General features: G+C 46.9%; 16 protein-coding genes. 7 read left to right on the plus strand and 9 right to left on the minus strand.

The annotated features are described in order from the left end of the window. Positions 1-48: 48 nt before the first annotated feature. The gene (gene ilvC / locus EDC16_RS03000; protein ID WP_132965260.1) at positions 49-1,527 is read right to left on the minus strand and encodes a ketol-acid reductoisomerase; all 1,479 of its coding nucleotides are present in this window, start codon (positions 1,525-1,527) and stop codon (positions 49-51) included. A 265-nt stretch (positions 1,528-1,792) separates the two neighbouring features. Here ilvC and ilvY point away from each other — a divergent pair, with 265 nt between their 5' ends. Together ilvY and EDC16_RS03010 are read left to right on the plus strand one after the other, a co-directional pair. Further along, positions 1,793-2,692 (plus strand): HTH-type transcriptional activator IlvY, encoded by a 900-nt coding sequence (ilvY, locus tag EDC16_RS03005; RefSeq protein ID WP_132965262.1) that lies wholly within the window; start codon positions 1,793-1,795, stop codon positions 2,690-2,692. A 108-nt stretch (positions 2,693-2,800) separates the two neighbouring features. Continuing rightward, complete coding sequence (locus EDC16_RS03010; protein WP_132965264.1) at positions 2,801-4,303, plus strand: helicase HerA-like domain-containing protein; 1,503 nt, start codon at positions 2,801-2,803, stop codon at positions 4,301-4,303. A gap of 384 nt (positions 4,304-4,687) precedes the next feature. Here EDC16_RS03010 and EDC16_RS03015 read toward each other — a convergent pair whose 3' ends face one another. The 4 genes from EDC16_RS03015 to EDC16_RS03030 form a co-directional block, all read right to left on the minus strand. Continuing rightward, the gene (locus tag EDC16_RS03015; protein ID WP_132965266.1) at positions 4,688-5,782 is read right to left on the minus strand and encodes an ABC transporter ATP-binding protein; all 1,095 of its coding nucleotides are present in this window, start codon (positions 5,780-5,782) and stop codon (positions 4,688-4,690) included. A gap of 12 nt (positions 5,783-5,794) precedes the next feature. Further along, complete coding sequence (locus EDC16_RS03020; protein WP_139608062.1) at positions 5,795-6,658, minus strand: ABC transporter permease subunit; 864 nt, start codon at positions 6,656-6,658, stop codon at positions 5,795-5,797. A gap of 20 nt (positions 6,659-6,678) precedes the next feature. Then, positions 6,679-7,554 carry an ABC transporter permease subunit gene (locus tag EDC16_RS03025; RefSeq protein ID WP_132965271.1) on the minus strand — a complete coding sequence of 292 codons (876 nt, stop codon included), beginning with the start codon at positions 7,552-7,554 and terminating at the stop codon, positions 6,679-6,681. Between the two features lie 76 nt (positions 7,555-7,630). Next, positions 7,631-8,941 (minus strand): extracellular solute-binding protein, encoded by a 1,311-nt coding sequence (locus EDC16_RS03030; RefSeq protein WP_132965272.1) that lies wholly within the window; start codon positions 8,939-8,941, stop codon positions 7,631-7,633. A 386-nt stretch (positions 8,942-9,327) separates the two neighbouring features. Between EDC16_RS03030 and EDC16_RS03035 the strand changes: the two genes are divergently transcribed. From EDC16_RS03035 to ppx, 5 genes are all read left to right on the plus strand, one after another. Next, positions 9,328-10,524, plus strand: coding sequence for an AAA family ATPase (locus tag EDC16_RS03035; RefSeq protein ID WP_132965274.1), 1,197 nt, complete (start codon positions 9,328-9,330; stop codon positions 10,522-10,524). 88 nt (positions 10,525-10,612) lie between these two features. Continuing rightward, positions 10,613-12,319, plus strand: coding sequence for an autotransporter assembly complex protein TamA (tamA, locus tag EDC16_RS03040; RefSeq protein ID WP_232517211.1), 1,707 nt, complete (start codon positions 10,613-10,615; stop codon positions 12,317-12,319). Further along, positions 12,319-16,278 carry an autotransporter assembly complex protein TamB gene (gene tamB / locus EDC16_RS03045; protein ID WP_132965276.1) on the plus strand — a complete coding sequence of 1,320 codons (3,960 nt, stop codon included), beginning with the start codon at positions 12,319-12,321 and terminating at the stop codon, positions 16,276-16,278. The genes tamA and tamB overlap by 1 nt, the downstream gene beginning before the upstream one ends. Positions 16,279-16,513: 235 nt before the next feature. Then, positions 16,514-18,604, plus strand: a complete 2,091-nt coding sequence (gene ppk1 / locus EDC16_RS03050; protein WP_132965278.1) for a polyphosphate kinase 1 — start codon at positions 16,514-16,516, stop codon at positions 18,602-18,604. A 5-nt stretch (positions 18,605-18,609) separates the two neighbouring features. Next, the gene (ppx, locus tag EDC16_RS03055; protein WP_132965280.1) at positions 18,610-20,133 is read left to right on the plus strand and encodes an exopolyphosphatase; all 1,524 of its coding nucleotides are present in this window, start codon (positions 18,610-18,612) and stop codon (positions 20,131-20,133) included. Positions 20,134-20,185: 52 nt separating this feature from the next. Here ppx and EDC16_RS03060 read toward each other — a convergent pair whose 3' ends face one another. The 4 genes from EDC16_RS03060 to uxaC form a co-directional block, all read right to left on the minus strand. Then, complete coding sequence (locus EDC16_RS03060; protein WP_132965282.1) at positions 20,186-21,205, minus strand: glycerophosphodiester phosphodiesterase family protein; 1,020 nt, start codon at positions 21,203-21,205, stop codon at positions 20,186-20,188. Between the two features lie 26 nt (positions 21,206-21,231). Further along, a complete protein-coding gene (locus EDC16_RS03065) occupies positions 21,232-22,185 on the minus strand; it encodes a hypothetical protein (RefSeq protein ID WP_132965284.1) in 954 nt (317 codons plus the stop codon). A 102-nt stretch (positions 22,186-22,287) separates the two neighbouring features. Beyond that, positions 22,288-23,214 carry a 2-dehydro-3-deoxygluconokinase gene (gene kdgK / locus EDC16_RS03070; protein ID WP_132965286.1) on the minus strand — a complete coding sequence of 309 codons (927 nt, stop codon included), beginning with the start codon at positions 23,212-23,214 and terminating at the stop codon, positions 22,288-22,290. A 9-nt stretch (positions 23,215-23,223) separates the two neighbouring features. Further along, positions 23,224-24,627: a glucuronate isomerase gene (gene uxaC / locus EDC16_RS03075; protein WP_132965288.1), complete on the minus strand. Its 1,404-nt coding sequence runs from the start codon at positions 24,625-24,627 to the stop codon at positions 23,224-23,226. Positions 24,628-24,636: the final 9 nt, after the last annotated feature.

Below are 24,636 nucleotides of genomic sequence, written 5' to 3' on the forward strand. Positions count from 1 at the left end.
GTTTATGCTGATACCAAAGGGATTCTAGATTCGCAAAGTGCGGTCAGCTTAGCTGGCTACAGCGATTTTTTTCATATCTTTCATATAGTCACGCAGCACTTTACCGACTTTTTCGATTGGGTGGTTGCGGATGGCTTCGTTGACATCACGCAGGCGGATATTGTCGATTTCATCGGAAACCACTTTTTCACCCAAGTCACCGCGCACCAACGTCGGTACCAGTTTTTCACGCAGAATCGGGTCGGCAGCAAAAGAGAACAGGTAGTTGCCGTATTCGGCGGTGTCGGAAATCACCACATTCATTTCATACAGGCGTTTACGCGCGATGGTATTGGCGATTAACGGCAATTCATGCAGCGATTCATAATAGGCGGACTCTTGCAAAATTCCGCTCGCAACCATGGTATCAAACGCCAATTCTACGCCGGCTTTAACCATTGCTACCATCACCACGCCATTGTCGTAGTACTCTTGTTCGCTGATTTTACCCTCATATTTCGGTGCTTTTTCAAAGGCAGTTTGCCCGGTTTGCTCACGCCATGTCAGCAAATTCACGTCATTATTTGCCCAGTCCTCCATCATCACGCGCGAGAATGTGCCGCTGATAATATCGTCCATGTGTTTTTCAAACAGGGTTTGCAACAAGCCTTTAATTTGCTCGGACAGTTCGTAAGCACGGATTTTGGCGCTATTGGACAGACGATCCATCATCAACGTGATCCCGCCCTGTTTCAGCGATTCCGTGATGGTTTCCCAACCGAATTGAATCAATTTGGCAGCATATGCCGGATCTTTGCCTTCAGCCACCAATTTATCGTAACAAATCAGAGAACCGGCTTGCAGCATACCGCACAGAATAGTTTGTTCGCCCATTAAGTCAGATTTCACTTCTGCCACGAAAGAGGAGGTCAAACAGCCGGCACGGTGACCCCCGGTCGCCGCTGCCCAAGCTTTGGCAATTGCCCAGCCTTCGTTTTGCGGATCGTTTTCCGGGTGAACGGCGATCAGCGTCGGCACGCCGAAACCGCGCTTATACTCTTCACGCACTTCAGTGCCCGGACATTTCGGCGCCACCATCACTACTGTGATGTCTTTGCGGATTTGTTCGCCCACTTCGACTATATTCAAGCCGTGTGAGTAGCCCAATGCCGCACCTTGTTTCATCAACGGCATCACTGCTTGCACCACCGCGGAGTGTTGTTTGTCCGGCGTCAGGTTGATCACTAAATCCGCAGTTGGGATCAGATCTTCATAAGTGCCGACTTTAAAACCGTTTTCGCTGGCGCGGGTAAACGAAGCACGTTTTTCATCAATCGCTTGCTGACGCAAGGCATAGCTGACATCCAAACCGGAATCACGCATATTCAAACCTTGGTTCAAGCCTTGCGCACCACAGCCGATAATCACAATTTTTTTGCCTTTCAAATAGTTGGCTTCATCAGCAAACTCTTCGCGTGCCATAAAACGGCAGCGCCCCAATTGATCCAGCTGTTGACGCAGATTCAGGGTATTAAAATAGTTAGACATGGTTTTTCCTCAGTTTAAGGGTAAATAACAGGTTGTCCCCAATGGACAAGTGCGGTCAGTATAGTCTAAAATCCTGATTGCGAAAATTGATATTATTACAATCTATAGTTGCATTTTTTGCAATAAAGAAGGTGCATAACGATCGTTGATAAAGCAAAGTAAGGGCGGATTGCATATCCGCCCGAAACGCAATTTGCATTTTTTTATATTGATTATGTACTTATATCATATTTCACAAATAACTCCTTATAAAAGTGCGGTCACGATGAACTTTCAAGAGATAAAACTGTTTCTGGATTTGGTGGAAAAACGCAATTTCAACCAAACGGCACTACAAAATCATATGAGCCCGTCCACGCTTTCACGCCAGATTCAAAAAATGGAAGCAGAGCTGAAACAACCGCTGTTTTTACGCGATAACCGCCAAGTCAGCCTGACCGAAGCCGGTGAGCAGTTTTTACAGTTTGCGCTACCGGCGTGGCAGCGCTGGCAGCAAATCAAAATTCAGTTACAACCGGTTCAGCAAGAGCTGAGCGGTGAGTTGAAACTGTTTTGTTCGGTCACGGCAGCTTACAGCCATCTACCGCCGATTCTGGAAGCCTTTCGCCGCCAATACCCGAAAGTGGAAATCAAACTAACCACCGGCGACCCCGCCAATGCGCTGGAGCAAGTGCGGTCACAACAGGCCGATTTGGCATTGGTCGGCAAACCGCTGAAATTACCTGACAATATCGACTTTCATTTTATCGATTATATCCAACTGTCATTGATTGCACCGCGGGTCGCTTGCCCTTCAACCCGCTTATTGCAGCAACAACCGATTGATTGGGAACAGATCCCGTTTATTTTACCGGTCGCCGGGCCTGTACGTGAGCGTATCGATCTGTGGTTCAAGCAGATGAAATTCAAACAGCCGAAAATTTATGCGTCGGTCAGCGGGCATGAGGGCATTGTGCCGATGGTAGCACTGGGTTGTGGCGTGGCGCTGCTGCCGGACATCGTGATTAAAAACAGCCCGATGAACGGACAGGTTTCTTATCTGGATCTGCCTCTGTCCGCCAGTGCCTTTGAACTGGGGGTTTGCGTACAGAAAAAACGCTTGCAGCAGCCGTTGATTGCCGCATTTTGGTCGGTTTTGACCGATGCCAGCCCATCCCTAAAATAAACTGTGTTGAAGCAGTATTAAAGTGCGGTTTAAACTTCCGTCAATTGTATAAATCCGTTATCATCTCTGCACTTATCGGACCAGATAACATTTCAAAAGGATACTGCTATGACCCAATACGCATTAGCGCAAACCAAACAAGGCAAAACCCTGTCTTTAACCGCCAAAATGGCCAACCGTCACGGCTTGATTGCCGGGGCAACCGGCACCGGCAAAACCATCAGTCTGCGCAAACTGGCGGAAGCCTTCAGTGACGACGGTGTGCCGGTGTTTCTGGTCGATGTCAAAGGCGATATCTCAGGGCTGGTGCAAGCCGGCGAACTGCAAGGCAAAGTGGCGGAACGCATCGAGCAGTTCGGCTTGGGCGGCGAAAGCTATTTGAGCGGTTATCCGGTCTCATTTTGGGACGTATTCGGCGAGAGTGGCATTCCGCTGCGCACTACGATTTCCGAAATGGGACCGTTGTTGCTCTCCCGTCTGTTAAACCTGAACGCCACGCAAGAGGGCTTGCTGAATCTGGTGTTCCGTGTAGCAGACGACAAAGGCTTGCTGCTGATTGATTTGAAAGATTTGCGTGCGATGTTAAAACACGTGGCTGACAACGCCGCTGCGTATCGGGTGGAATATGGCAATGTGTCCGCCGCCAGTGTCGGAGCGATTCAGCGTTCGCTGTTGACACTGGAAAACGAGGGCGCAACCAAGCTGTTCGGCGAACCGGCGTTGAATTTGGACGACTGGCTGCAAACCCGTGACGGCAAAGGAGTGATCAATATTCTCAATTCTGAAAAACTGATCAACTCCAGCCGCATGTACGGCGCCTTTTTGCTGTGGCTGATGTCGGAACTGTTTGAAAATCTGCCGGAGGTTGGCGATCCGGATAAACCAACATTTGTGATGTTTTTTGACGAAGCGCATTTGCTGTTTGACGGTGCGCCAACCGCACTTGTTGAGAAAATCGAGCAAGTGGTGCGCTTGATCCGTTCCAAAGGCGTCGGGGTGTATTTTGTCACGCAAAATCCGCTCGACTTGCCGGACAGCGTACTGGGGCAATTGGGCAACCGAATTCAACATGCGCTGCGTGCTTTTACCCCGCGCGATCAAAAAGCGGTTAAATCCGCCGCCGAAACTTTTCGCACCAATCCTGATGTCAATGTGGTGGAGGCGATTACCGCACTGGGTGTTGGCGAGGCGCTGGTCTCATTCCTCGATGAAAAAGGCATGCCGACCCCGGTGGAAATCGCCTATATTTATCCGCCGAAAAGCCAGTTAAAACCGATCAGTGCCGAACAACGTGCTGCCTGGGTGAAGGATGACGAATTGTATCCGTTCTACCGCGACGAGGTCGATAACGAATCGGCATTTGAAGTGCTGAATGCCGAGCAGCAGAATCTGGAAGCGGTGGCGCAGAAACAAGCGGAGCAGGCGCAACAGGAAGACAGCAGCCTGTTCGGCAGCCTCAGCCGCATGATCTTCGGTACCAAAAAACGTGGCGAGCAACTGACGGTCACCGAACAGTTGGTCAGCAGCGTCAGCAAAAGCGTCGGCCGCAATATCCGCAACCAAATATCCCGCCAAATTGTGCGTGGTATTTTGGGGGCGTTGAAGAAATAAGCAATCGCTTTAATCCTTCTCCCTTGATGGGAGAAGGAGTTCTAACAACTACGTTCCAGCGTTTTCACCAACTCAATTGCCAGCACATTATTCCCTTCTCCCTTGATGGGAGAAGGTGCCTGAAGGGCGGATGAGGGTGAAATATAGGATCACAGCACTACATCCTGCCCCCTCATCCTGATTTTTGCTTCTGAACGAAGCTAAAATCTGTCCTTCTCCCACAAGGGGCGAAGGGCAAGGCAAGTTACAAACTTGTGCCAGCATCGCTCCGTGCTGTGGGCAGGTTATTTCAGATAAACCCAATCAGCTAAAATCGGTTCGTGGTCAGACACCGGCGGCAATTCAGAATAGAGGCGGGTAATTAGCTGTATCATCTTCCCCACCTTAAGTATTGATATTATCGTGATAAATTGCCTGTCCGCTTTCGGCATCAAACAGGTAGATGTCGCTGCTGGCAACGCTGAAATACAAGGTTTCGTCGGTGGTAATATTACTCATTTCAGTCACTGCCAATAGTGGTTGCGAACCTAAACTGCCGTGAATCACCCGTTGTGCTCCCAAATCTTCAACCACCTTGACCGCCAGCAAAAACGGATTTTCCACCGTCGGCGGCTGGCGTGACAATTGGATTTTTTCCGAACGGATTCCGATTTTGACCGCTCTTCCCTGCCAAGTTTCAGACAATGCAAATGTCGGTTTAAAATAGTGTCCGCTTGGCAGCCGCAACATATTTTGCTGCACACTGGCATCTAAAATATTCATCGCCGGTGAGCCCATAAATGTTGCCACAAACAAATTTTGCGGACGGTGATAGATCGCTTGCGGTGTGCCGATTTGCTCGACTGTACCACGATTGAGAATCACGATTTTGTCCGCCATGGTCATCGCTTCCACCTGATCGTGAGTGACATACACCGCAGTCGTTTTCAAACGTCGCTGTAGCGCTTTGATTTCCAACCGCATGGTGTTACGCAGTTTAGCATCCAAATTAGACAACGGTTCATCAAACAAAAACAGTTTCGGTTCACGCACAATCGCCCGTCCCATTGCCACCCGCTGCCGCTGACCGCCGGAGAGCTCTTTTGGTTTGCTATGCAAATATTCGCTCAACTGCAACATTTTTGCAGTGGCTTCCACGCGTTTTTGAATTTCCGCTTTTGGATATTTACGGTTAATCAAGCCATACGCCAGATTGTTAAACACCGTCATATGCGGATACAAGGCGTAGTTTTGAAATACCATCGCAATGTTGCGATCTGCCGGTTCTAAATCATTAATTCGTTCGTCTGCCAACAAAATATCGCCTGAAGTAACCGACTCCAAACCGGCGATCATGCGCAGCAGCGTAGATTTGCCACAACCGGACGGTCCGACAAATACCACAAACTCGCCGGTTTCGATACTGATATCGGCACGTTGTGTTGCCACCTTGCCGTTAGGATAAATTTTGCTGACATTTCTGATTTCTAATGCGGACATCGTTTTCTCTCTTTACTTATCGGAATCAACCAAACCTTTGATAAACCATTTTTGGAACAGCACCACTACCAATACCGGCGGTGCAATTGACAATACTGCCAACGCAAAAGCACGGTTATATGCCGGAATTTTGCCATCATCCAACACATTGATAATGTCTTTAATTCCCAACAGCAAGGTTTTGAAACTATCATCGGTAGTCATTAAAATCGGCCATAGATACTGATTCCAACCGACCACGAACATGATGATGAAAATCGCAGCAATCATCGCTTTCGATAACGGCAATAAAATATCGATGAAAAAGCGCCAAGGTCCGGCATTATCCATTTTCGCGGCTTCGATCAACTCGTCCGGAATCGACAGAAAAAACTGGCGGAAAAAAAATGTTGCCGTTGCCGAAGCAATCAGCGGTAAAATCAAGCCGGTGTAACTGTTGACCATGCCCAATTGTGCTACGATTTCGTAGGACGGAATGATCCGCACTTCCAGCGGCAACAGCAACGAACTGAAGATAATCCAGAACAGGAATGTTCCCAGCGGGAAGCGGAAATAGACAATCGCATACGCTGCCAACATTGAAATGATAATTTTGCCGATCGCAAAACCCAAGCCCAGAATCAGCGAGTTTTTCAGCATCACCAAACCGCTGGCACCTTCGATTTGCAGCGAGCTATCATTTAAAAAGACACTGGAGGAACCGAACAGCAGATCACGATAAGTGCTGATAAATTCGTCACCGAACCAAAATTGTATTCCGTTGCGTGCCAAATATTCAGCGCTGTGGGTGGACGACGTCAGCGCCAACCACACCGGCAGCATCAAAAAGATCACCCCACTGATTAAAATCAGATGATCAAAAAATTTTGTTTTCATCATTATTCCTCAACCCCTGATTAATAGTGAATTTTCTTTTCTAAAAAACGGAATTGCACTACCGTTAGCAACATCACAAATACCATCAACAGCACCGATTGTGCCGAACTGCCGCCTAAATCTGCACCAAGAAAGCCATCCTGATAGATTTTATACACCAAGGTTGAGGTTTCACCGCTTGGACGACCGCGAGTCAAGGTGTCGATGATGCCAAAGGTTTCAAAAAAGGCGTAAGTAATGTTGATCACCAGTAAGAAAAACGTGGTCGGTGCCAGCAATGGAAAAGTGATCGTCCAAAAGCGCTTAGTACGACTTTTACAATCAATTGCCGCGGCTTCCTTCACCGAGTGCGGTATGCCCTGTAAACCGGCAATAAAATACACAAAGTTGACGCTCACCTGTTTCCAGACGGATACCAGCACCAATGCCAACGTCGCATCAAACGAATCCAGTTTATGATCAAAATGCCACATCTGGTTAAACAATTGGTACAGTGGCCCGACATGGGAATCAAACAGAAAAACCGCCAGCAAGCCCGCCACCGCAGGCGCAATCGCATAGGGCCAGATAATCAGGGTGTTATAACTGTTTTTGGCGCGAATCACTTGGTCGGCTTTCACCGCCAGCAGCAAAGCAAGCGCTAGTGAGAAAAAGGTGACTAACGCCGAAAACAGCAAGGTAAAGCGGAATGATTTGAAATAATTGGGATTTTTCAGCACGTCAATGTAATTTTGTAAACCGACAAAAGTCGAACTGAATCCGAACGGATCTTGCAAATAAAAACTCATATTGACCGATTGCAACGCCGGCCAGACGAAAAATACGGCGATAATCAGTAATTGCGGCGCAATAAAAAAATAGGGTAAAGCAGAATGTTTAAAGGTTCTTTTATTCATATTCTGGTCCAAAAATAAGAAAAACTGAGATAGCTTATTGATCAACGCTACCTCAGGCTAAAAACCGCACTTCGACTTATTTCACCGTCTGCGCAAAACGAGACAACAACTGATTACCGTCTTTTTCTATTACACTCAACGCCTGATCAACCGTGGTTGTGCCGGTGAACACTTTGGTCACTTCGCTACGAATCACTTCACGAATTTGTGGATAGAAGCCCAAACGGTAGCCTTTGGTCCACTCGCCGCTCGGCAGATTCAACTGCAAAATACCGGTTTCTGCCGCCGGTTCCTGCTGATAATAGCCTTCCGCTTTCACTTTTTCATAAGCGGCAGTGGTAATTGGCACATAACCGGTCTCTTTATGCCAGTCCGCCTGTGTTTGCGGCAAGCTCAGGAATTTAAAGAAATCGGTAGTACAAGCATTTTGCGCCTTGGCTTTGCCTGCAAACGCAAACAGCGCCGCACCGCCGATAAAGGTGTGATATTCCTGACCTTTGGTGATTGAATCCCAATACGGCAGATAGGTCGTGCCAAATTCAAAATCCGCTTGTGATTTGATTCCGCCGAAAGAGCCGCTGGAGCCTAGCCACATCGCGACTTCACCTTTCTCAAACGGTGTTTGGTTATCGCCCCAGCCTTCGCCGTAGTAGCCATAGTAGCCTTTGTCTTTCCACTCTTTGAATTTGCTTAACTGCATTTTCATTTCAGGACTGTTGTAATTCAATTTGGTTGCCGGACCGTCGAAACCGTTATTCAGATCCGCTAAGGGCAGATTGTTACGCGAATGGAAACTTTCGAACAAAATCCACGGCGAATGGGATTGTGAAAGTGCGGTATAACCGGCTTGTTTTAACTTCTCGGCAATCGCTTCAAACGCTTCCCAGGTTTTTGGCGGCTGTACCCCGGCTTTTTCCAATGCGGCTTTGTTGTAATACAAAATTGCTGCCGAAGAGTTGAACGGCATACCAATCATTTTGCCCTGACTGTCGGCATAGAAATTGCGCACGCCCGGCAGATAATCGTTTTTATCAAATTCAATGCCGCTTTCAGCAAACAGATCAGCCACCGGAATCAAAGCCCCTTTAGCATTGATGATTGTCGCTGAACCAGCATCATAAACTTGAATGATATTCGGTGCTTGTTTAGCTCGGAATGCGGCGATGCCAGCGGTTAACAGTTCTTCGTAGCTGCCTTTATAAATCGGATCGATTTTGCACTGGTTTTGTGAAGCATTGTAGCCTGCTGCCATCTTATTGACCGTCTCCCCAAGCTGTCCGCCCATGGCATGCCACCAAGTGACAGTCGTGGCATTGGTTGCGGCACTGGCAGAAAAAGAGACGGTTGCGCTGGCAAGTGCGGTAAGCAAAATTGATTTTTTTAACATAAACAATCCTTTTATGAATGGTATGCGAAATAACGTTGACTCAACATTGAGCGAGGTTACTCTAACAAAGAATTGTTACATTTTTATGACTGTCAAAATTTGGCTAACCGCATACCATCTGCATAATTTAAGGCAAAGTTACATATCATCACATCTAGCAACATATCTTTTGATAAACACCAGATGAAAAAAACACATATCAATACATATCAATGCATATTAATAAATATATTAAAATATCTTGTGATAATGTCTCACCGATCACAATAAATCTTCAGGCATATCGATACATATTAATGAATATCTTTAAATACTTTGCTACTATGGCGTGGGTCATTAATTAAGCTAAAATACATACCTTAAAATATTTAAGGCAGGATTATTCTATGGATGCAATCAAAAATCCTTTTGTTCCTGGCGCAGGCACATCACCGCCAGAACTTGCGGGACGTGAAGTCATTATTGAAACGGCAACCGTCAGTATCAAACGGGCAAGTCTGGGCAATCAAAGCCGATCGCAAATGCTACTGGGATTGCGTGGTGTAGGGAAAACGGTATTACTTAACCATTTAGATGATATTGCACAACAAAACCAGCACATTACCAGCTTTATTGAAGCCAATGAAAATATTAATTTAATTGAAGTGCTTCAATCTGAAATCCAGCAAGTTCTGAAGAAGTTATCCCGAATTGAAGCAATTAAAGACAAAGCCATGCGTGGCTTTTCCGTGCTTAAATCATTTTTATCGAATTTTAATTTTGAAATTAGCGGGATCTCTATTGAAATCGAACCAGAACTAGGTAGTGCCGATAGCGGCAAACTGGAATCCGATCTTTCTGAACTTTTTGTCATCCTTGGAGAGTTGGCAAAAGAAGGCAAAAAACCGTGGACTATTCTGATTGATGAAGTGCAATACCTGAACAAAACTGATTTAGCGGCGTTTATTGTTGCACTACACAAATGTAATCAAAAAAATCTACCGATTTTATTCTTTGGTGCCGGACTACCACAAGTTGCCGCAATGTCTGGCGATGCAAAATCTTATGCTGAACGACTGTTTAGTTACCCTTCTATCGGTGCATTAACCGAAGCCGAAGCCGCTAAAGCGATCAAAAATCCGATTGAACATTTGGGTGAATCCATTTCCGATAAAGCATTAGCTTTGATTTATCAAAAAACAAAAGGCTATCCTTATTTCCTGCAAGAGTGGGGTTCACAAGTTTGGGATCATGCCATTAGCGGTTCAACAATCTCAAAAACTGATGTTATTAATGCATCGCAACAGGTTTTTGATCATTTAGACCACGGTTTTTTTAGTGTCCGTTTGGATCGGTTAACGAATGCTGAACGAGATTATGTGATTGCGATGGCATCATTAGGCAATGGTCCTTATAAAACACCTGAAATTGCGGCTATTCTCGGCAAAAAAAATTCTGCATTGAGTAATGTAAGGCAAGGTATTATCAACAAAGGAATGATTTATAGTCCGACTTATGGCGAGTTACATTTTACTGTCCCATTGTTTGACGATTTTTTAAGACGAACTTTTGTACAACACCATTTTATTCAAAGAACAATATAACCAATTTGGAGTTGCTGTGAAATTATTTCAACGTTTGTTATTCACGGGAAAGATCACCCGTTTGCTACTGCTCGGTTGTGCTGTATTACTGCCAACACTTCCTCTGAAAGCGCTGGCTCAAGGGCAAACCGTTTTACTACGGGTGCAAGGCATCGACAACCCGGAATTGAGCAAGAATGTCCGAGTTTATCTATCGCGATTGAGTAATGATGAAGCCGACGGTTCAGAGCGTTACCAGTATTTAGTGCGACAAACCATTGAAAATGCGTTGCGGGCATTGGGCTATTTCAATAATCAGATTGAGTTTCAACTGCAACCACGCCCGGCGCCGGCAAAAGATCTGCTGTTTGCCAACGTTACCTTGGCAAAACCGGTGAAAAATGCACAACCGGAAATCCAAATTTTAGGCGATGCCGCACAGGATCCGGAATTTATCAAACTGAATCAAACCTTGCCCGCCGTGGGCTCGGTGCTGAATCAAGGTAGCTATGACGCCTACAAATCCGGCCTGCAAAATTTAGCCGCCAAACGGGGCTATTTTGATGCGGATTTTGTGTTGTCGCAGTTACTCGTCAGCCCCGACGAACACAAAGCGGTGTGGCATATCGTGTTCAACAGTGGTGAACGCTACCGCTACGGCGATATCCATTTTTCCCATTCGCAAATTCGTGAAGATTATCTGCGTAACATGTTGTCGATTGAACGTGGTGAGCCTTATCTGATTAATGATCTTTCCACCTTGACCGCCAACTACACCGCCAGCAATTGGTTTAGTTCGGTATTGTTGGAACCGCACTTGGATGCGGCTGCCAAGCAGGTTGATTTAGGCGTGCTGCTGCGCCCGAAAAAGAAAAACAGCATTGAATTGGGGATCGGCTACTCCACCGATGTCGGCCCACGTTTACAAATCGGCTGGAGCAAACCTTGGATCAACAGCCGTGGTCACAGCTTCCGCAGCAACTTGTATCTGTCGGCACCACAACAAACGGTTGAAGCCACTTATCGCATTCCATTGCTATCCAACCCGATGAATTATTATTACGAGTTTTCCGGCGGGATGGAACGGGAAAACAACAATGACACCGAATCCAGCACCATTACGCTCGCGGGTCTGCGCTATTGGAATCACAGCAGTGGCTGGCAATATTTCGCCGGTTTGCGGGCTCGTTATGACGACTTCACCCAAGCGGATATTTCGCACAAAACCCTGTTATTGTACCCAACCGTCGGTTTCAACCGCACTCGGTTGCGTGGCGGCATGTTCCCGACATGGGGCGATGCACAGAATCTGACGTTTAATATCGGGCGCAAAATGTGGGGCTCAGATGTGGACTTTTTCAGCGTTCGCGCCTCCTCCGCCTGGATTCGCACCTATCACACCAACCACCGCTTCCTGACCCGGTTTGAAATCGGCTATCTGAATACCAATGAGTTGGAACGCATTCCACCCGCATTACGCTATTTTGCCGGTGGCGATCGCAGCATTCGTGGTTACGGCTATAAAAAAGTGTCACCGAAAGATGACGCAGGCAAGTTGGTTGGTGCTTCACGCATGGCGATCGCCAATTTTGAATATCAATATCAAGTCTACTCCGACTGGTGGGCAGCGGTATTTTATGATACCGGATTGGCGGCGGATAATTTTTCCAGCGCCGAATTGCGCTCCGGTGCCGGCGTCGGTGTACGTTGGGCATCGCCGATCGGTGCGGTCAAATTTGATATTGCCACCCCGATTCGTGATAAAGACAACAGCAAAAATATCCAATTTTACATCGGTTTAGGAACAGAGTTGTAATGAACACAAAAAATCATCAGATACCACAGCCCGAACAGCAAGCTGATCAGGCAATAGAAAAAACAACCCCCGATCACGCCGAAGCCAGCACTGCGCCGACTAAACGCAAAAAGTGCGGTTGGCGCAAGTGGCTGTGCGCCACCCTTAGCTTATTGTTGCTGTTAGTGCTGGGATTAATTGCCTTATTGAGCAGCGGTTACGGTCAACGTGGCTTGTTAAAACTGGCAGACAACTGGTTGGACGAACTGAAAATCGAACAAGTCAGCGGCAATTTAAGCGACGGCTTGCTGCTGCACAATCTGGAATATCACAGTCAAGGCATCTCAGTTTCGGTGGCGCAAGCACGTGCACAATTGCAATTTTCTTGTCTGTGGCAACGCCGTTTGTGCCTTGATGACGTCAGCCTGCACCAGGTCAATGTGGGGGTGGATACCGCACTTTTGCCGCCATCCGACGAAAACCAGTCCGCTTCTGGCGAAATGCGGCGTATCACATTGCCGCTTGAGATTGAAGTGAACAATGTCAGCCTGACTGAGGTCAACACCCAAGTTGACAACATGCACGTGGTCTTAAACCGCTTTCAAACCGCACTTTCGTTAAATAATCAGCAAGGGTTGACCATTCAACCGACCGAAATTCAACAGTTGCTGGTCACGATGTCAGGAGACAAAACGCAACAAGCAACACCTGAAATCACTCAAGCCGAAGGCAGCACAGCACCGATTGACTGGCAAGCGCTGCAACAGCAACTTGCCAACCCCTTGTTGGGCAAATTACAACAAGTGATTCTGCCGTTTGATATTCATCTGTTGGGGCTGCATGGTCGAGATTGGCACTATCTAGAGCAGCGTGAAAACGGATTAAACATCGCCATTCCAACGGTCGATCTGTTGGCAGATGCCAGCGGTGAGCAAGTGCAACTGCAACAACTGAAAATCAACAGCGATCTGCTCGACCTCAATGGGCAAGGTTCGATCACTTTGGCACAGGATTTTCCGCTGAATGTCCAAATTGACGCAGATATTTATCCATTGCTGCAAAACGAAGTGTTGTTGCTACCACAAAGTGCGGTTAAGCTGCGCTTAGACGGCGCATTAAAACAAACCGCTGTATTACAGCTTGAAACCCAAGGCGCCGCTGATCTACAACTCGATGGGCAATTTCAACTGAATCAAGCCAACAACCCGTTTCAAATCCATCTGACCAGCCCGCTGTTCCGCTATCCGTTTACGGCGGCTGAACAAACAGCGGACACACCACCACAAGTGCGGTTACAAAATCTGGATTTACAGCTGCACGGCGATTTGGCGCAATACCAAATTGCACTATCCTCACAAGCTGACGGGCAGGATATTCCACCAGCCAATCTACAGTTGAATGCACAGGGTACGATTGCCGATCTGGAGATTCAGCAACTGTTGCTCGAAGCGTTGCAAGGCAAGCTGGATTTGCAGGGTAAACTGGCATGGCGTAACGGTGTCGAGTGGCAAAGTGCGGTCAAACTGGACGGCATCGACACCCGCAATTATCTGCCGGAATGGAAGGCGCTATTGAACGGCGGGCTGCAAACACAAGGGGCGGTCAACGGCGAGCAGTGGCAAGTTGAGTTGAGCGAGGTGGCGATTGACGGACGCTTGAATAATCAACCGTTACAATTGAGTGGTAAGCTGCAAAGCACTAACGAGCAGTTGCTGAATGCGGATCAACTGAAGTTAGTCTATGGCAACAACACCATTCTGCTGAACGGTCATGTTGACCAACAATCTAACCTGCAAGCGGATATTGATGCGCCCAATCTGGCTGGACTGTTACCACAATTATCGGCTTCGTTAAACGGCCGCATCAACCTTCAGGGCAGTGTGCAGAAACCGTCTGCGGACATTGATCTGGTCAGCAAAAATATTGATTATCAGGACTTCCAGCTGCGCAATTTGAGTGTCAAAGGCAAAATTGATATGGACGAAATGATTGCCGGCGCGCTGTACCTCAATTTGAACTCATTTCAATATGGCGACATCAAGCTGCAACAGACCAAATTGATTGCCGAAGGCAACGAAAAAAATCATAAGCTGAACCTGCGCACCGGCGGTGATCCGGTGTCCGGCACGTTGAATATTTACGGCAGCTTTGATCGTGCCAAAGCGCTTTGGCAAGGCACCTTAAGTCAGATCCGCCTCAATTCACCGGTCGGTGACTGGCGCAATAACCAAAACGTGCAACTCAGTTTTAATGCTGCAAAAACCGAAGCCGATATTTCTGCACACTGCTGGGTCAACCAACAAGCGCAACTCTGCTTTCCACAGCCGTTCAAGGCGGGCATTCAGGGCGATATTCCATTTGAGCTGAAACAGATTAATCTGGCAATGGTCAACAGTTTTTTAGAACAGAACAGTCAAGCATCCGGCATTGTCAACGGCAAGGGCAGTGTCGCTTGGTACAGCGACAAACCGTTTCAATTGGCACTGGCACTCGACAGCAACGAACTGGGCTTTAAACAGCGAATCGACTACCGCACTTTCCAAATTGCGCTACATAATTTGAAAATCAACAGCCAAATTCAGGACAATAACCTGACCTTAAAGGCACAAACCGACATCAATCGACAAGGAAAATTGGTAACCAATTTGACGATTGGCGATCTGGCGGCAAGCCGTCAGTTGTCTGGCGACATCCAATTACAGCGTTTCAATTTAAACTTGCTCAGCCAATTGTTAGCCAAAGGCGAGTCGATTAGCGGCAATATTAACAGTAACTTGAAGTTGGGTGGCAATTTACAGACGCCGTTGCTCAATGGTCGTTTTGAGCTCGATTCGCTGCGCGCCAAAATGTATTCCATGCCATTTGCTATCAGCGACGGACAGCTTAGCCTGACGTTTAATGGCACCAATTCAACCCTCAATGGCATCATAAAAACGCCGGATAGCCAATTAAATTTGAACGGCTCTGCCTCTTGGCGTTCACTGGAGCAATGGCAAGCGCAAATTGCGGCACAAGGCAATCGCTTCCGGCTCGATTTACCCGGAATTGCCAAAATTGATGTCAGCCCGAATGTGGAAGCCAAAGTCACACCGCAGCTCTTAAGCCTGACTGGTAATGTTGATGTACCTTGGGCGCGAATTGAAATTGAGGAACTGCCGGAAAGTGCGGTCGGCAACAGCAGTGATTTGGTGATTGTCGATAGCAAAAATCGAGCAACGATCCGTCAAGCGCTGCAAACCTCAACCCTTCAGCAACAAAATGGCATGTTGATCTCTTCCAATATTATGCTGAATATCGGCAATGATGTCTTGCTGGACGCCTACGGCTTGAGAGCCAATCTGAACGGGACGTTATCCGTGCGCCAAGAGAAAACGCTAGGACTATACGGACAAGTGAATATTCAAAATGGGCGTTACGCCTCGTTCGGACAAGATTTACTGATTCGACGCGGGCAAATCAGCTTTTCCGGCTTAGCGTCACAACCGTTCCTCAATATCGAAGCCATTCGTAACCCGGAAGCGATGGAAAACAGCAAAGTCGTTGCGGGGATCAAAGTGACCGGCATCGCCGAACAGCCGGATGTGGTCGTGTTCTCCGAACCGGGCATGTCGCAAGACGAAGCATTGTCATATCTCTTGACCGGGCGTGGCTTAAGCAGTAGCGGCGATTCGGCGTCCAGCGCCTCGATTGGCGCCGCCATGTTGGGCTTAGGGCTTGCCAAAAGTGGAAAACTGGTCGGTGGCATCGGTGAAGCCTTTGGCATCAGCGATTTATCCTTAGATACCGCCGGCATCGGCGACAGTTCGCAAGTGGTGGTCAGCGGTAATATAACCCCACGCTTGCAAGTAAAATATGGTGTCGGCCTGTTTCAGCCATTGGCAGAGCTGACTTTACGTTATAAGATATTACCACAACTCTATTTACAATCGGTTTCAGGGGTGAACCAAGCATTTGATTTGCTGTACCAATTCGAATTTTAAAACTAAAGCGTGCTAACACACTGCAGATTATTGACAAAGATATTTGATGAGGCAAAGTAGGGGCGGATTGCATCCGCCCGTTTGCGAAGTGCGGTATAAGCACTTAATTAATAAAGGAAAAATACAAGGTGCGGTTCGGGCTTTTACAATATTAATCGTGTATTTTAACCTTTGTCAGCAGTCTGAGCGTGCTAACACGCTGTATTATAAAAATAGTCAAAAGGAGAAAAACCTGATGTTATCACTGGCAATCGATGAAAGCAGCTACACCTCGAAGGAGCTGAGCTGGTTGGCATTTAATGAGCGAGTGCTGCAAGAGGCCTATGATGAAAGCAATCCGTTATTGGAACGGATTCGCTTTCTGGGCATTTTTGCCTCTAATCTGGACGAATTCTATCAAGTGCGGTTCGCCAATCTCAAACACAAATTGCTGATTATCCGTGGGCAGGAATCGCAGCCCGCCAAACAGATTCGCAGCCAGTTGGCGGTGATTCAGCAGCGCACCGAAACCCTAAACAAGCAGTTTAATGAAATTTACAGTCGGCTAATGTTACGCTTGGCGAAACATAAAATCTTTTTGATTAACGAAACCCAGCTCTCCCCCTATCATCAAAACTGGCTGAAAACCTATTTTAAACAAGAGATAAAACCCTATATTTTCCCGATTATTCTGAATGAAGACATCGATTTATTAACTTCGCTCAGCGCCCATAACTCCAACTTAATCATTGAGTTAAAGAAAAATAAGAAAATTCAGACTCTGGCAATTTTGCCCATTCCCTCCGATCCGATTCCACGCTTTATTGTGTTGCCGAAAGAGCGGTATAAGCGCCATCAAGGGATTGTGTTGTTGGATAACGTGCTGCGTTTCTGTCTGGAAGATATTTTTGATACTGAAATTTTTAATTACGACGAAATCAGTGCCTATTCAATCAAAATGACCCGTGATGCGGAATATGATTTGATCACTGAAGTGGAATATAGTCTGTTGGAGTTGATGTCCTCCAGCTTGAAACAGCGAGTGACTGCACAGCCTGTGCGTTTTCTGTATGAAAAATCCATGCCGAAAGCCTTGCTGAAAATGCTGAAACGGCGCTTAAATATCAGTAGCTTGGATTCAGTGGAGGCTGGCGGCCGTTATTTGAGTTTTAAACACCTGCTGCAATTTCCGGATTTGGGCAATAAAGAGTTGGTGAATGCACCGCTGTCGGTGATTGCGCATCCGCAATTGAAACATACGCCCACGATTTTAGAAGCTATCAGCAAAAAAGATATTTTACTATACTACCCATACCACAGTTTTGACACCATTTGTGAGCTGTTGCGTCAAGCTTCATTTGATCCGAAAGTTACCGCAATTAAGATTAATCTGTATCGAGTGGCGAAAAAATCGCGCGTGATTGAAGCCTTGATGAACGCTGCCAACAACGGCAAACAAGTGACGGTGATTATTGAATTGCAAGCCCGTTTTGATGAAGAAGCCAATATCAACTGGGCAAAACGCTTGACCGACAACAATATCAAAGTAGTGTTCTCTTCACCGGGTTTTAAAATCCATTCTAAGTTATTTTTGATTACCCGACGTGAAAATGAGCAACTGGTCGATTATGCCCATATCGGCACCGGCAACTTTCATGAAAGCACCGCGCGGATTTATACCGACTTTGCTCTGCTAACCAAAAACAGCAAGATCAGCGAAGAGGTAAAACGAGTCTTCCGTTTTATCGAAATGCCATTCAGCCCGACCAAATTCAGCCATTTACTGGTCTCCCCAATCAACGTCAGAAATCGTCTGTCTGCGTTGATCAATCGTGAAATCAAACATGCTCAAGCCGGAAAAAAGAGCGGTATTATTCTAAAAATCAATAATTTGGTTGATCAAGAAATTGTAGATTTATTATATACTGCCAGCCAAGCCGGAGTAAAAATTCGCATGATTTTACGCGGTATGTGCTCGTTGCGTGCCGGGGTCAGCGGACTAAGTGAAAATATCCAGATCATCAGCATCATTGATCGTTTCTTGGAACATCCACGAGTCTATTATTTTGAAAACGACGGCGATCCGGACGTGTATATCTCCTCCGCCGACTGGATGACCCGAAATTTAGATCGCCGCATTGAAGTCGGCGCACCGTTGCTGGACATCGATGCCAAACAATGTGTGATCGATATTTTAAATCTTCAGTTATCAGATAATATAAAAGCGCGTATTATTGATGCGGAAGAAAAAAACAAATACGTTCGTAACGATCAACCACCTTGCCGCTCGCAATTGGCTATCCATGATTATTTACTGAACCAATCTAACAAAAAAATCAAAGAGTAAGCCTTATGAACCAACAAACCACCACCGAATCAAATACAAAAGAGTTTGCCGCCATTGATTTAGGCTCCAACAGTTTTCACATGATTATTGTGCGCATCGTCAACGGATCGATCCAAGTTTTATCCCGCTTAAAGCAACGAGTACAACTGGCGCAAGGGCTAGACGACAAGCAGCAACTCAGCCGTGAAGCGATTGAACGCGGGGTGGCTTGTCTGGCACTGTTTGCCGAAAGGTTGCAAGGCTTCCCGACGGAAAATGTCAGAGCAGTCGGCACATATACGCTGCGTCGTGCCGTCAACAACGAGGAGTTTTTGACAGCAGCAGCACAAGTTTTTCCGTTCCCGATTCGGATTATCTCCGGCACCGAAGAAGCTAAATTGATCTACTCCGGCGTGTCGCACACCCAACCGGAGAACGGACGTAAACTGGTGGTGGATATTGGCGGCGGCTCGACTGAAATGATTATCGGCGAGGGCTTTAATCCGCTGATCGCCGAAAGCCGCCACATGGGCTGTGTCAGCTTCGGTAAGACCTATTTTGCTGATGGAAAAATCAGCAATAAAAACTTCAACCAAGCCAAACAGGCTGCACTGTCCAAAATTGAAGATCTGTCTTGGGAATATCGCCATTTGGGCTGGCAATCTGTGCTGGGTTCTTCCGGCACCATCAAAACCGTCAGTCAGATTATTGCAGAAAACTTCAATAACGACGGGGTTATCACCGCTGAAAATCTGCAACAGCTTATCGAACGGGTACTCAAATTCGACAGCTTCGATAAACTCAAAATTGCGGGGCTAACCGAGGATCGCATCAGCGTATTTGTGCCCGGCTTAGCAATCCTAAGTGCGGTATTCGAAAACTACCGCATCGAACAAATGCGCTATTCCGATGGTGCCTTGCGCGAGGGGGTGATGTACGGCTTAGAAAGCAGTTTTCAAGTGGACGACATTCGTGAACGCACCGTCAACAGCCTGATGGAGCATTTCAATGTCGATCAAGATCAAGCACTGCGGGTCGCTGACACTGCCGTGCTGCTCGGGCAAAAATACGCACGTTGGCGTAATCCGGATTTGGTCGCCGATATGCAAAATATCTTACTGTCCGCCGCCTTACTGCACGAAGTCGGCATTGCCATCAACCATAGCGGTGTACAAAAACATTCGGCCTACATTTTGCAAAACAGCGAACTACCCGGTTTCGACCGCAGCCAACAACGCCTGCTGGCTACCCTCACCCGTTTTCAAATCAAATCGTTTAAACTGAGTGACCTGACGCCACAAGACAACCGTTATGAAGTTCAGGACATATTAGCTTTGATCATCTTGCTGCGCCTTGCCCTGATCATCAACCGCTCCCGCCGCGCCACCGAACTCACCGATAAATTCACGCTAGATGTCAGCAGTGATTTAGTACAGTGGGAATTAGAGTTCGAAAATGGCTACCTAGACCGCAACCCCCTGACCCAAAGCGAACTCAGTGACGAAAAAACATTTCTCAGCAGTTTGAATACCCAGTTGGAGTTTAAGTGATTTTATCATAGCAAACATATTTTAGAGCCTGTTAATGCTGGCTCTAAAATAATTAATTGTTATACGGTTTTCGATAACCGTTTTCGCTCAGCCACTGCAACAAGAATTCAGGTTCGTCAGTTTGGAACATGGTTACGCCTTTTTTCGCCCAGAAGCCATAGACTTCCGACGGTAATTTAGCATAGAACGCCATTTCGTCACCGCGTCCACCGGATCTCAAGCCTGGGGTTGTGCCCGGATCATACAGCGTATTAATCCAGTAATGGGTGTTGTATTTTTTAGCCAATTCCAAACTTTCCGGACTGAAGAAAATACCGCCGTCTTGGGTTAACGGGCCGTCAATTTTATGTGCATTGCGCAGTTGCACCAATTTCGGTTGATATTCTGCCAAAATAGTTTTATATAGTGTGAAATCGACGTTGTTATCATAAATATTTGGCATTAAATTGACGCCGTATTGCGCCAAATCCGCATTGATTTTTTTCGCACTTTCGCGCTGTTCCGGCGTATTTTGGTTCACCGACGCCAGAATCTGTTTTTCTACACCGTGTTTTTTCGCCAGTTCAAACATTGCCGGAAACTCTTCATAGCTGATTTTGTTATCCAAATTCAACAAAATATGCCCTTTGATTTCGACATACAGTTCCTCCAAGGTCGGAATCTGCTCGTCAGTGGCGGTTTCTTGCCCTTGATTGACGATTTTCAATTTGCACTGTTTCAGTTCTTGCATCGTTTTCTCTTTTGCCGATCCACTGCAAGTGGTAGTTCGTTCCAACTCGTCATCATGCAGCACAAAGAAAACGCCGTCTTTCGATTTGCGGATATCCTGCTCGACCACTTCAATCTCCAGCTCGATCGCTTTTCTGACCGAAGAAATCGAGGCTTCGGGATAAATCGTTTGCCCGTTTTTATTCCACAAGCCACGGTGCGCCACCACCATCACATGATCTCGGTGATCATTGGCGTTGTTTAAGCGTTCCAATATTGCATCAACGTGCGTAGGGGCCATAGCTGTGGCGGAAAGTGCGGTCAAGGATAAGAAAAGTACCAATGCTCCTATTGTGTATTTCATGGTAGTTATCTCCTGTTGTATTCCAATTATCTTGCGCGATAAATCAATACTGCACGGTCATCAAAGCTGTAATTGCCTTTGCTGATCCCTTTGGTTGATGGATTTTTCACTCGCATCGGATCATTTTTTAAGGCGCTTTCAAGTGCGGTTTCATAATCGGCAATCACGGCATTTGCAGGATACTCTTCATAGCCGTCCGACACTAATTCGATCACACGCGGTTTTTTATCAAATTGCCACACCCGAAGCTGCTCAGGCGGAATATTAAAACCGTCAATCGCCCAAAATTGGAAGGCTTCCGGTGCATCAGGGTTATTTTGAAATTCCGATTGGCGTTGTAGCAGCGGCATGATGTAGTCACGACCTAAATCTTTTTCAGCGATTTGCTCATCACTTAATTTCAACGCCTCAATCACTTTAACTCGTAAAGCGCTATTGAGGGTGTCCACCAACTTCTCGCCGTCGTTATACGGCACTCCGTCAATCCGTGCTTTAGAATCACCAATCGCCACCAATTCGTTACTGTCAAAGTTGTACCAAATCAAGGTTGCCGTTGGGCGGAACAATGGATTTTTCTCAAAATCCATATCGCTGTTGGCGGCATAGAATTCTTGGTATTTTTGATTGATACGGGTTAACACCTCTTCTTTCGGGGTGTTAGGCGGTAATTCTTGGAAAACCGCTTGGATAATATCGCGAGCGACCCGCCCGCCTTTTTTACCGTCATATTTTTTGCCAGATTTATCGGTTGCACCGTCAAAGACGGCCAGATAGTGATCGCTGAAAAACAAACCATCTTCACACACCGCATTGTTTTTGGCTCCGGCGCCATTTTTGGATTGGATAAAATAATCGATTGTGCCGGACTTAAGCGTTTGATGCTGCTCATAATCATAAATCAAATTATCAGCTGGTGGGTTGGCTAACACCATGGCAGAAGTTGCCAATAACGCCAATGATAAACTCATTAATTTTTTCATTGCTACTCCTACTTTATATTATTGTAAATAAACCCGATGAATCCAAATTGATTACAAGGTTACTATATGACAGTAAAATGGCAGAACCGCACAATATTATGATTATTTCAGTGGCATCTCCGCCAACGGAATAATCGCACCGCGGTGTTGAATCACCGTCCCCGCCAGCCGATGCCCTTGCCGAACCGCACTTTCCACCTCAGCACCGTACAAACGCGCCGCCAAATAACCGGCGCTGAACGAGTCACCCGCGGCGGTAGTGTCAATCACCTTTTCAGCAGCAATCTTATTCGCCGCAATCTCAAAACGCTTTGCCCCTGTTGCAACAATACAGCTTTCCGCACCGCGTTTAATCACGATTTCCGCCACGCCGTGGCCTTGTGTGCGTGCAATCACCGCCTCAACCGCACTTTGTTGCCAAAGTGCGGTTTCATCCTCCAGCGTTAAAAAGGCAATGTCGGTGAAAGCAAGGATTTTTTGATACACCTGCCGCGCTGCATCGCCATCTTGCCAAAGACGCGGGCGGTAATTATTATCGAAAATTACCTTGCCGCCATTAGCTTTGATTTGCCGCAGCAGGGCGTAGAGTTTTTCCAAACTGGCGCCGTCCAAAATCGCCACGCTAATACCGCTCAGATAACAATAATCAAACGCCTGCAAACGGCTTAAAACCACGTCGCTTTGCTCCCCTTGCAGCCAATAACGTGCGGCGGAATCATTGCGCCAGTAATAAAAGCTGCGTTCGCCCTGCTGATCGGTCACAATCGAATACAGTCCAGGCAGCTTGTCGGCACGTTGCTGCACTAAATCGGTCTCAATCTTTTCTTGCTGCCATTGCGCCAACATCTGCTGACTGAACGGATCTTGCCCCAGTGCGGTCACATAACTAACCGAAAAGTGACGGTGATCGAGCAGACGCGACAGATAAACCGCGGTATTGAGCGTATCGCCGCCGAATGCCAATTTCGGATCATTTTCTTTCAACAAAAGCTCAATCATGCACTCGCCGATAACGGCAATCTTTTTCATGTAGCTCCCTTATTTAAAATAGTTTTTCGCATTATGGAAACAGATATTGCTGACCATATTGCCCAGCAGATCCAAATCGTTCGGCGCTTCGCCTTTTTCGACCCATTGTCCTAACATTTCGCACAAAATACGGCGGAAATACTCATGTCGGGTATAAGATAGAAAACTACGGGAGTCAGTCAGCATACCGACAAACTGGCTTAATAAACCGAGTTGCGAGAGCTGTTGTAGCTGGCGCTCCATGCCGTCTTTTTGATCGTTAAACCACCAACCGGAACCGAACTGAATTTTGCCGCCGACACCACCGCCTTGGAAATTGCCAATCATACTGGCAATCATTTCGTTATCACGCGGATTGAGGCAGTAAATAATGGTTTTCGGCAAGTTTTCGCTTTGATCCATGCAGTTGAGCAAGCGTGACAGCGGTTCGGCAAAAGTGCGGTCGGCAATCGAATCAAAACCGGCATCGGCACCCAACAGCTTAAACATCCGGCTGTTATTGTTACGCAGTGCGCCGATATGCAGCTGCATCACCCATTGGCGTTGTTGATATTGCTGCCCCAGCCAGACTAAAACCGCCGTGCTGAATTGCGCAATTTGCAACTCGCTTAGTGGCTGATTATTTCTGCGCAACTGTAAAATCCGATCCAACTCTTTTTCTGCTGGAATCGGCGCAAAACGCAAAATTTCAATGCCGTGGTCGGCGGATTTGCAGCCGTGCCGATCAAAGTGATCCAGACGGCTCAACAGCGCCTGTTGCAAATCGGCGAAGGTGACAATCTCAATATCACTGACCGCACCCAGTTCGGCTAAATAGCCGTTAAAGTGCGGTAGCTCGATTTTGAACGCTTTATCTGGGCGGAAACTCGGCACCACATCGATATCGAACATCGGATTAGCGGCAATCGCCTGATGATATTGCAAACTGTCGATCGGATCATCGGTGGTACCGACCAGCTTGACATTCATTTGTTGCATAATGCCACGGGCGCTAAAACGGCTGTCTTGCAGCATTTCATTACATTGCCGCCAGATTCGCTCGGCATTTTGCGGATTGAACAGAGTATTTGTGATACCAAACGGACGGCGCAGCTCCAGATGTGTCCAATGATAAATCGGATTACCGATGCACAATGGTACCGTTCTTGCCCAAGCCTGATATTTTTCATAATTGGTAGCATTACCGGTGATCAAACGCTCTTCCACACCGGCTGTTCGCAAAGCGCGCCATTTATAGTGATCGCCCGCCAGCCAAATTTCGCTTAAATCTTGGAACTGCCGATTTTCAGCGATCTCTTTTGGATTTAGATGGCAGTGATAGTCAAAAATTGGCTGTTGCGCCGCATAGTCGTGATACAAGCGGCGCGCAGTTTCACTCGAGAGCAAAAAGTCTTCGCACATAAAGGGTTTCATCTTATTGTC

Source organism: Testudinibacter aquarius (genome assembly GCF_004342725.1).
GTDB lineage: Bacteria > Pseudomonadota > Gammaproteobacteria > Enterobacterales > Pasteurellaceae > Chelonobacter > Chelonobacter aquarius.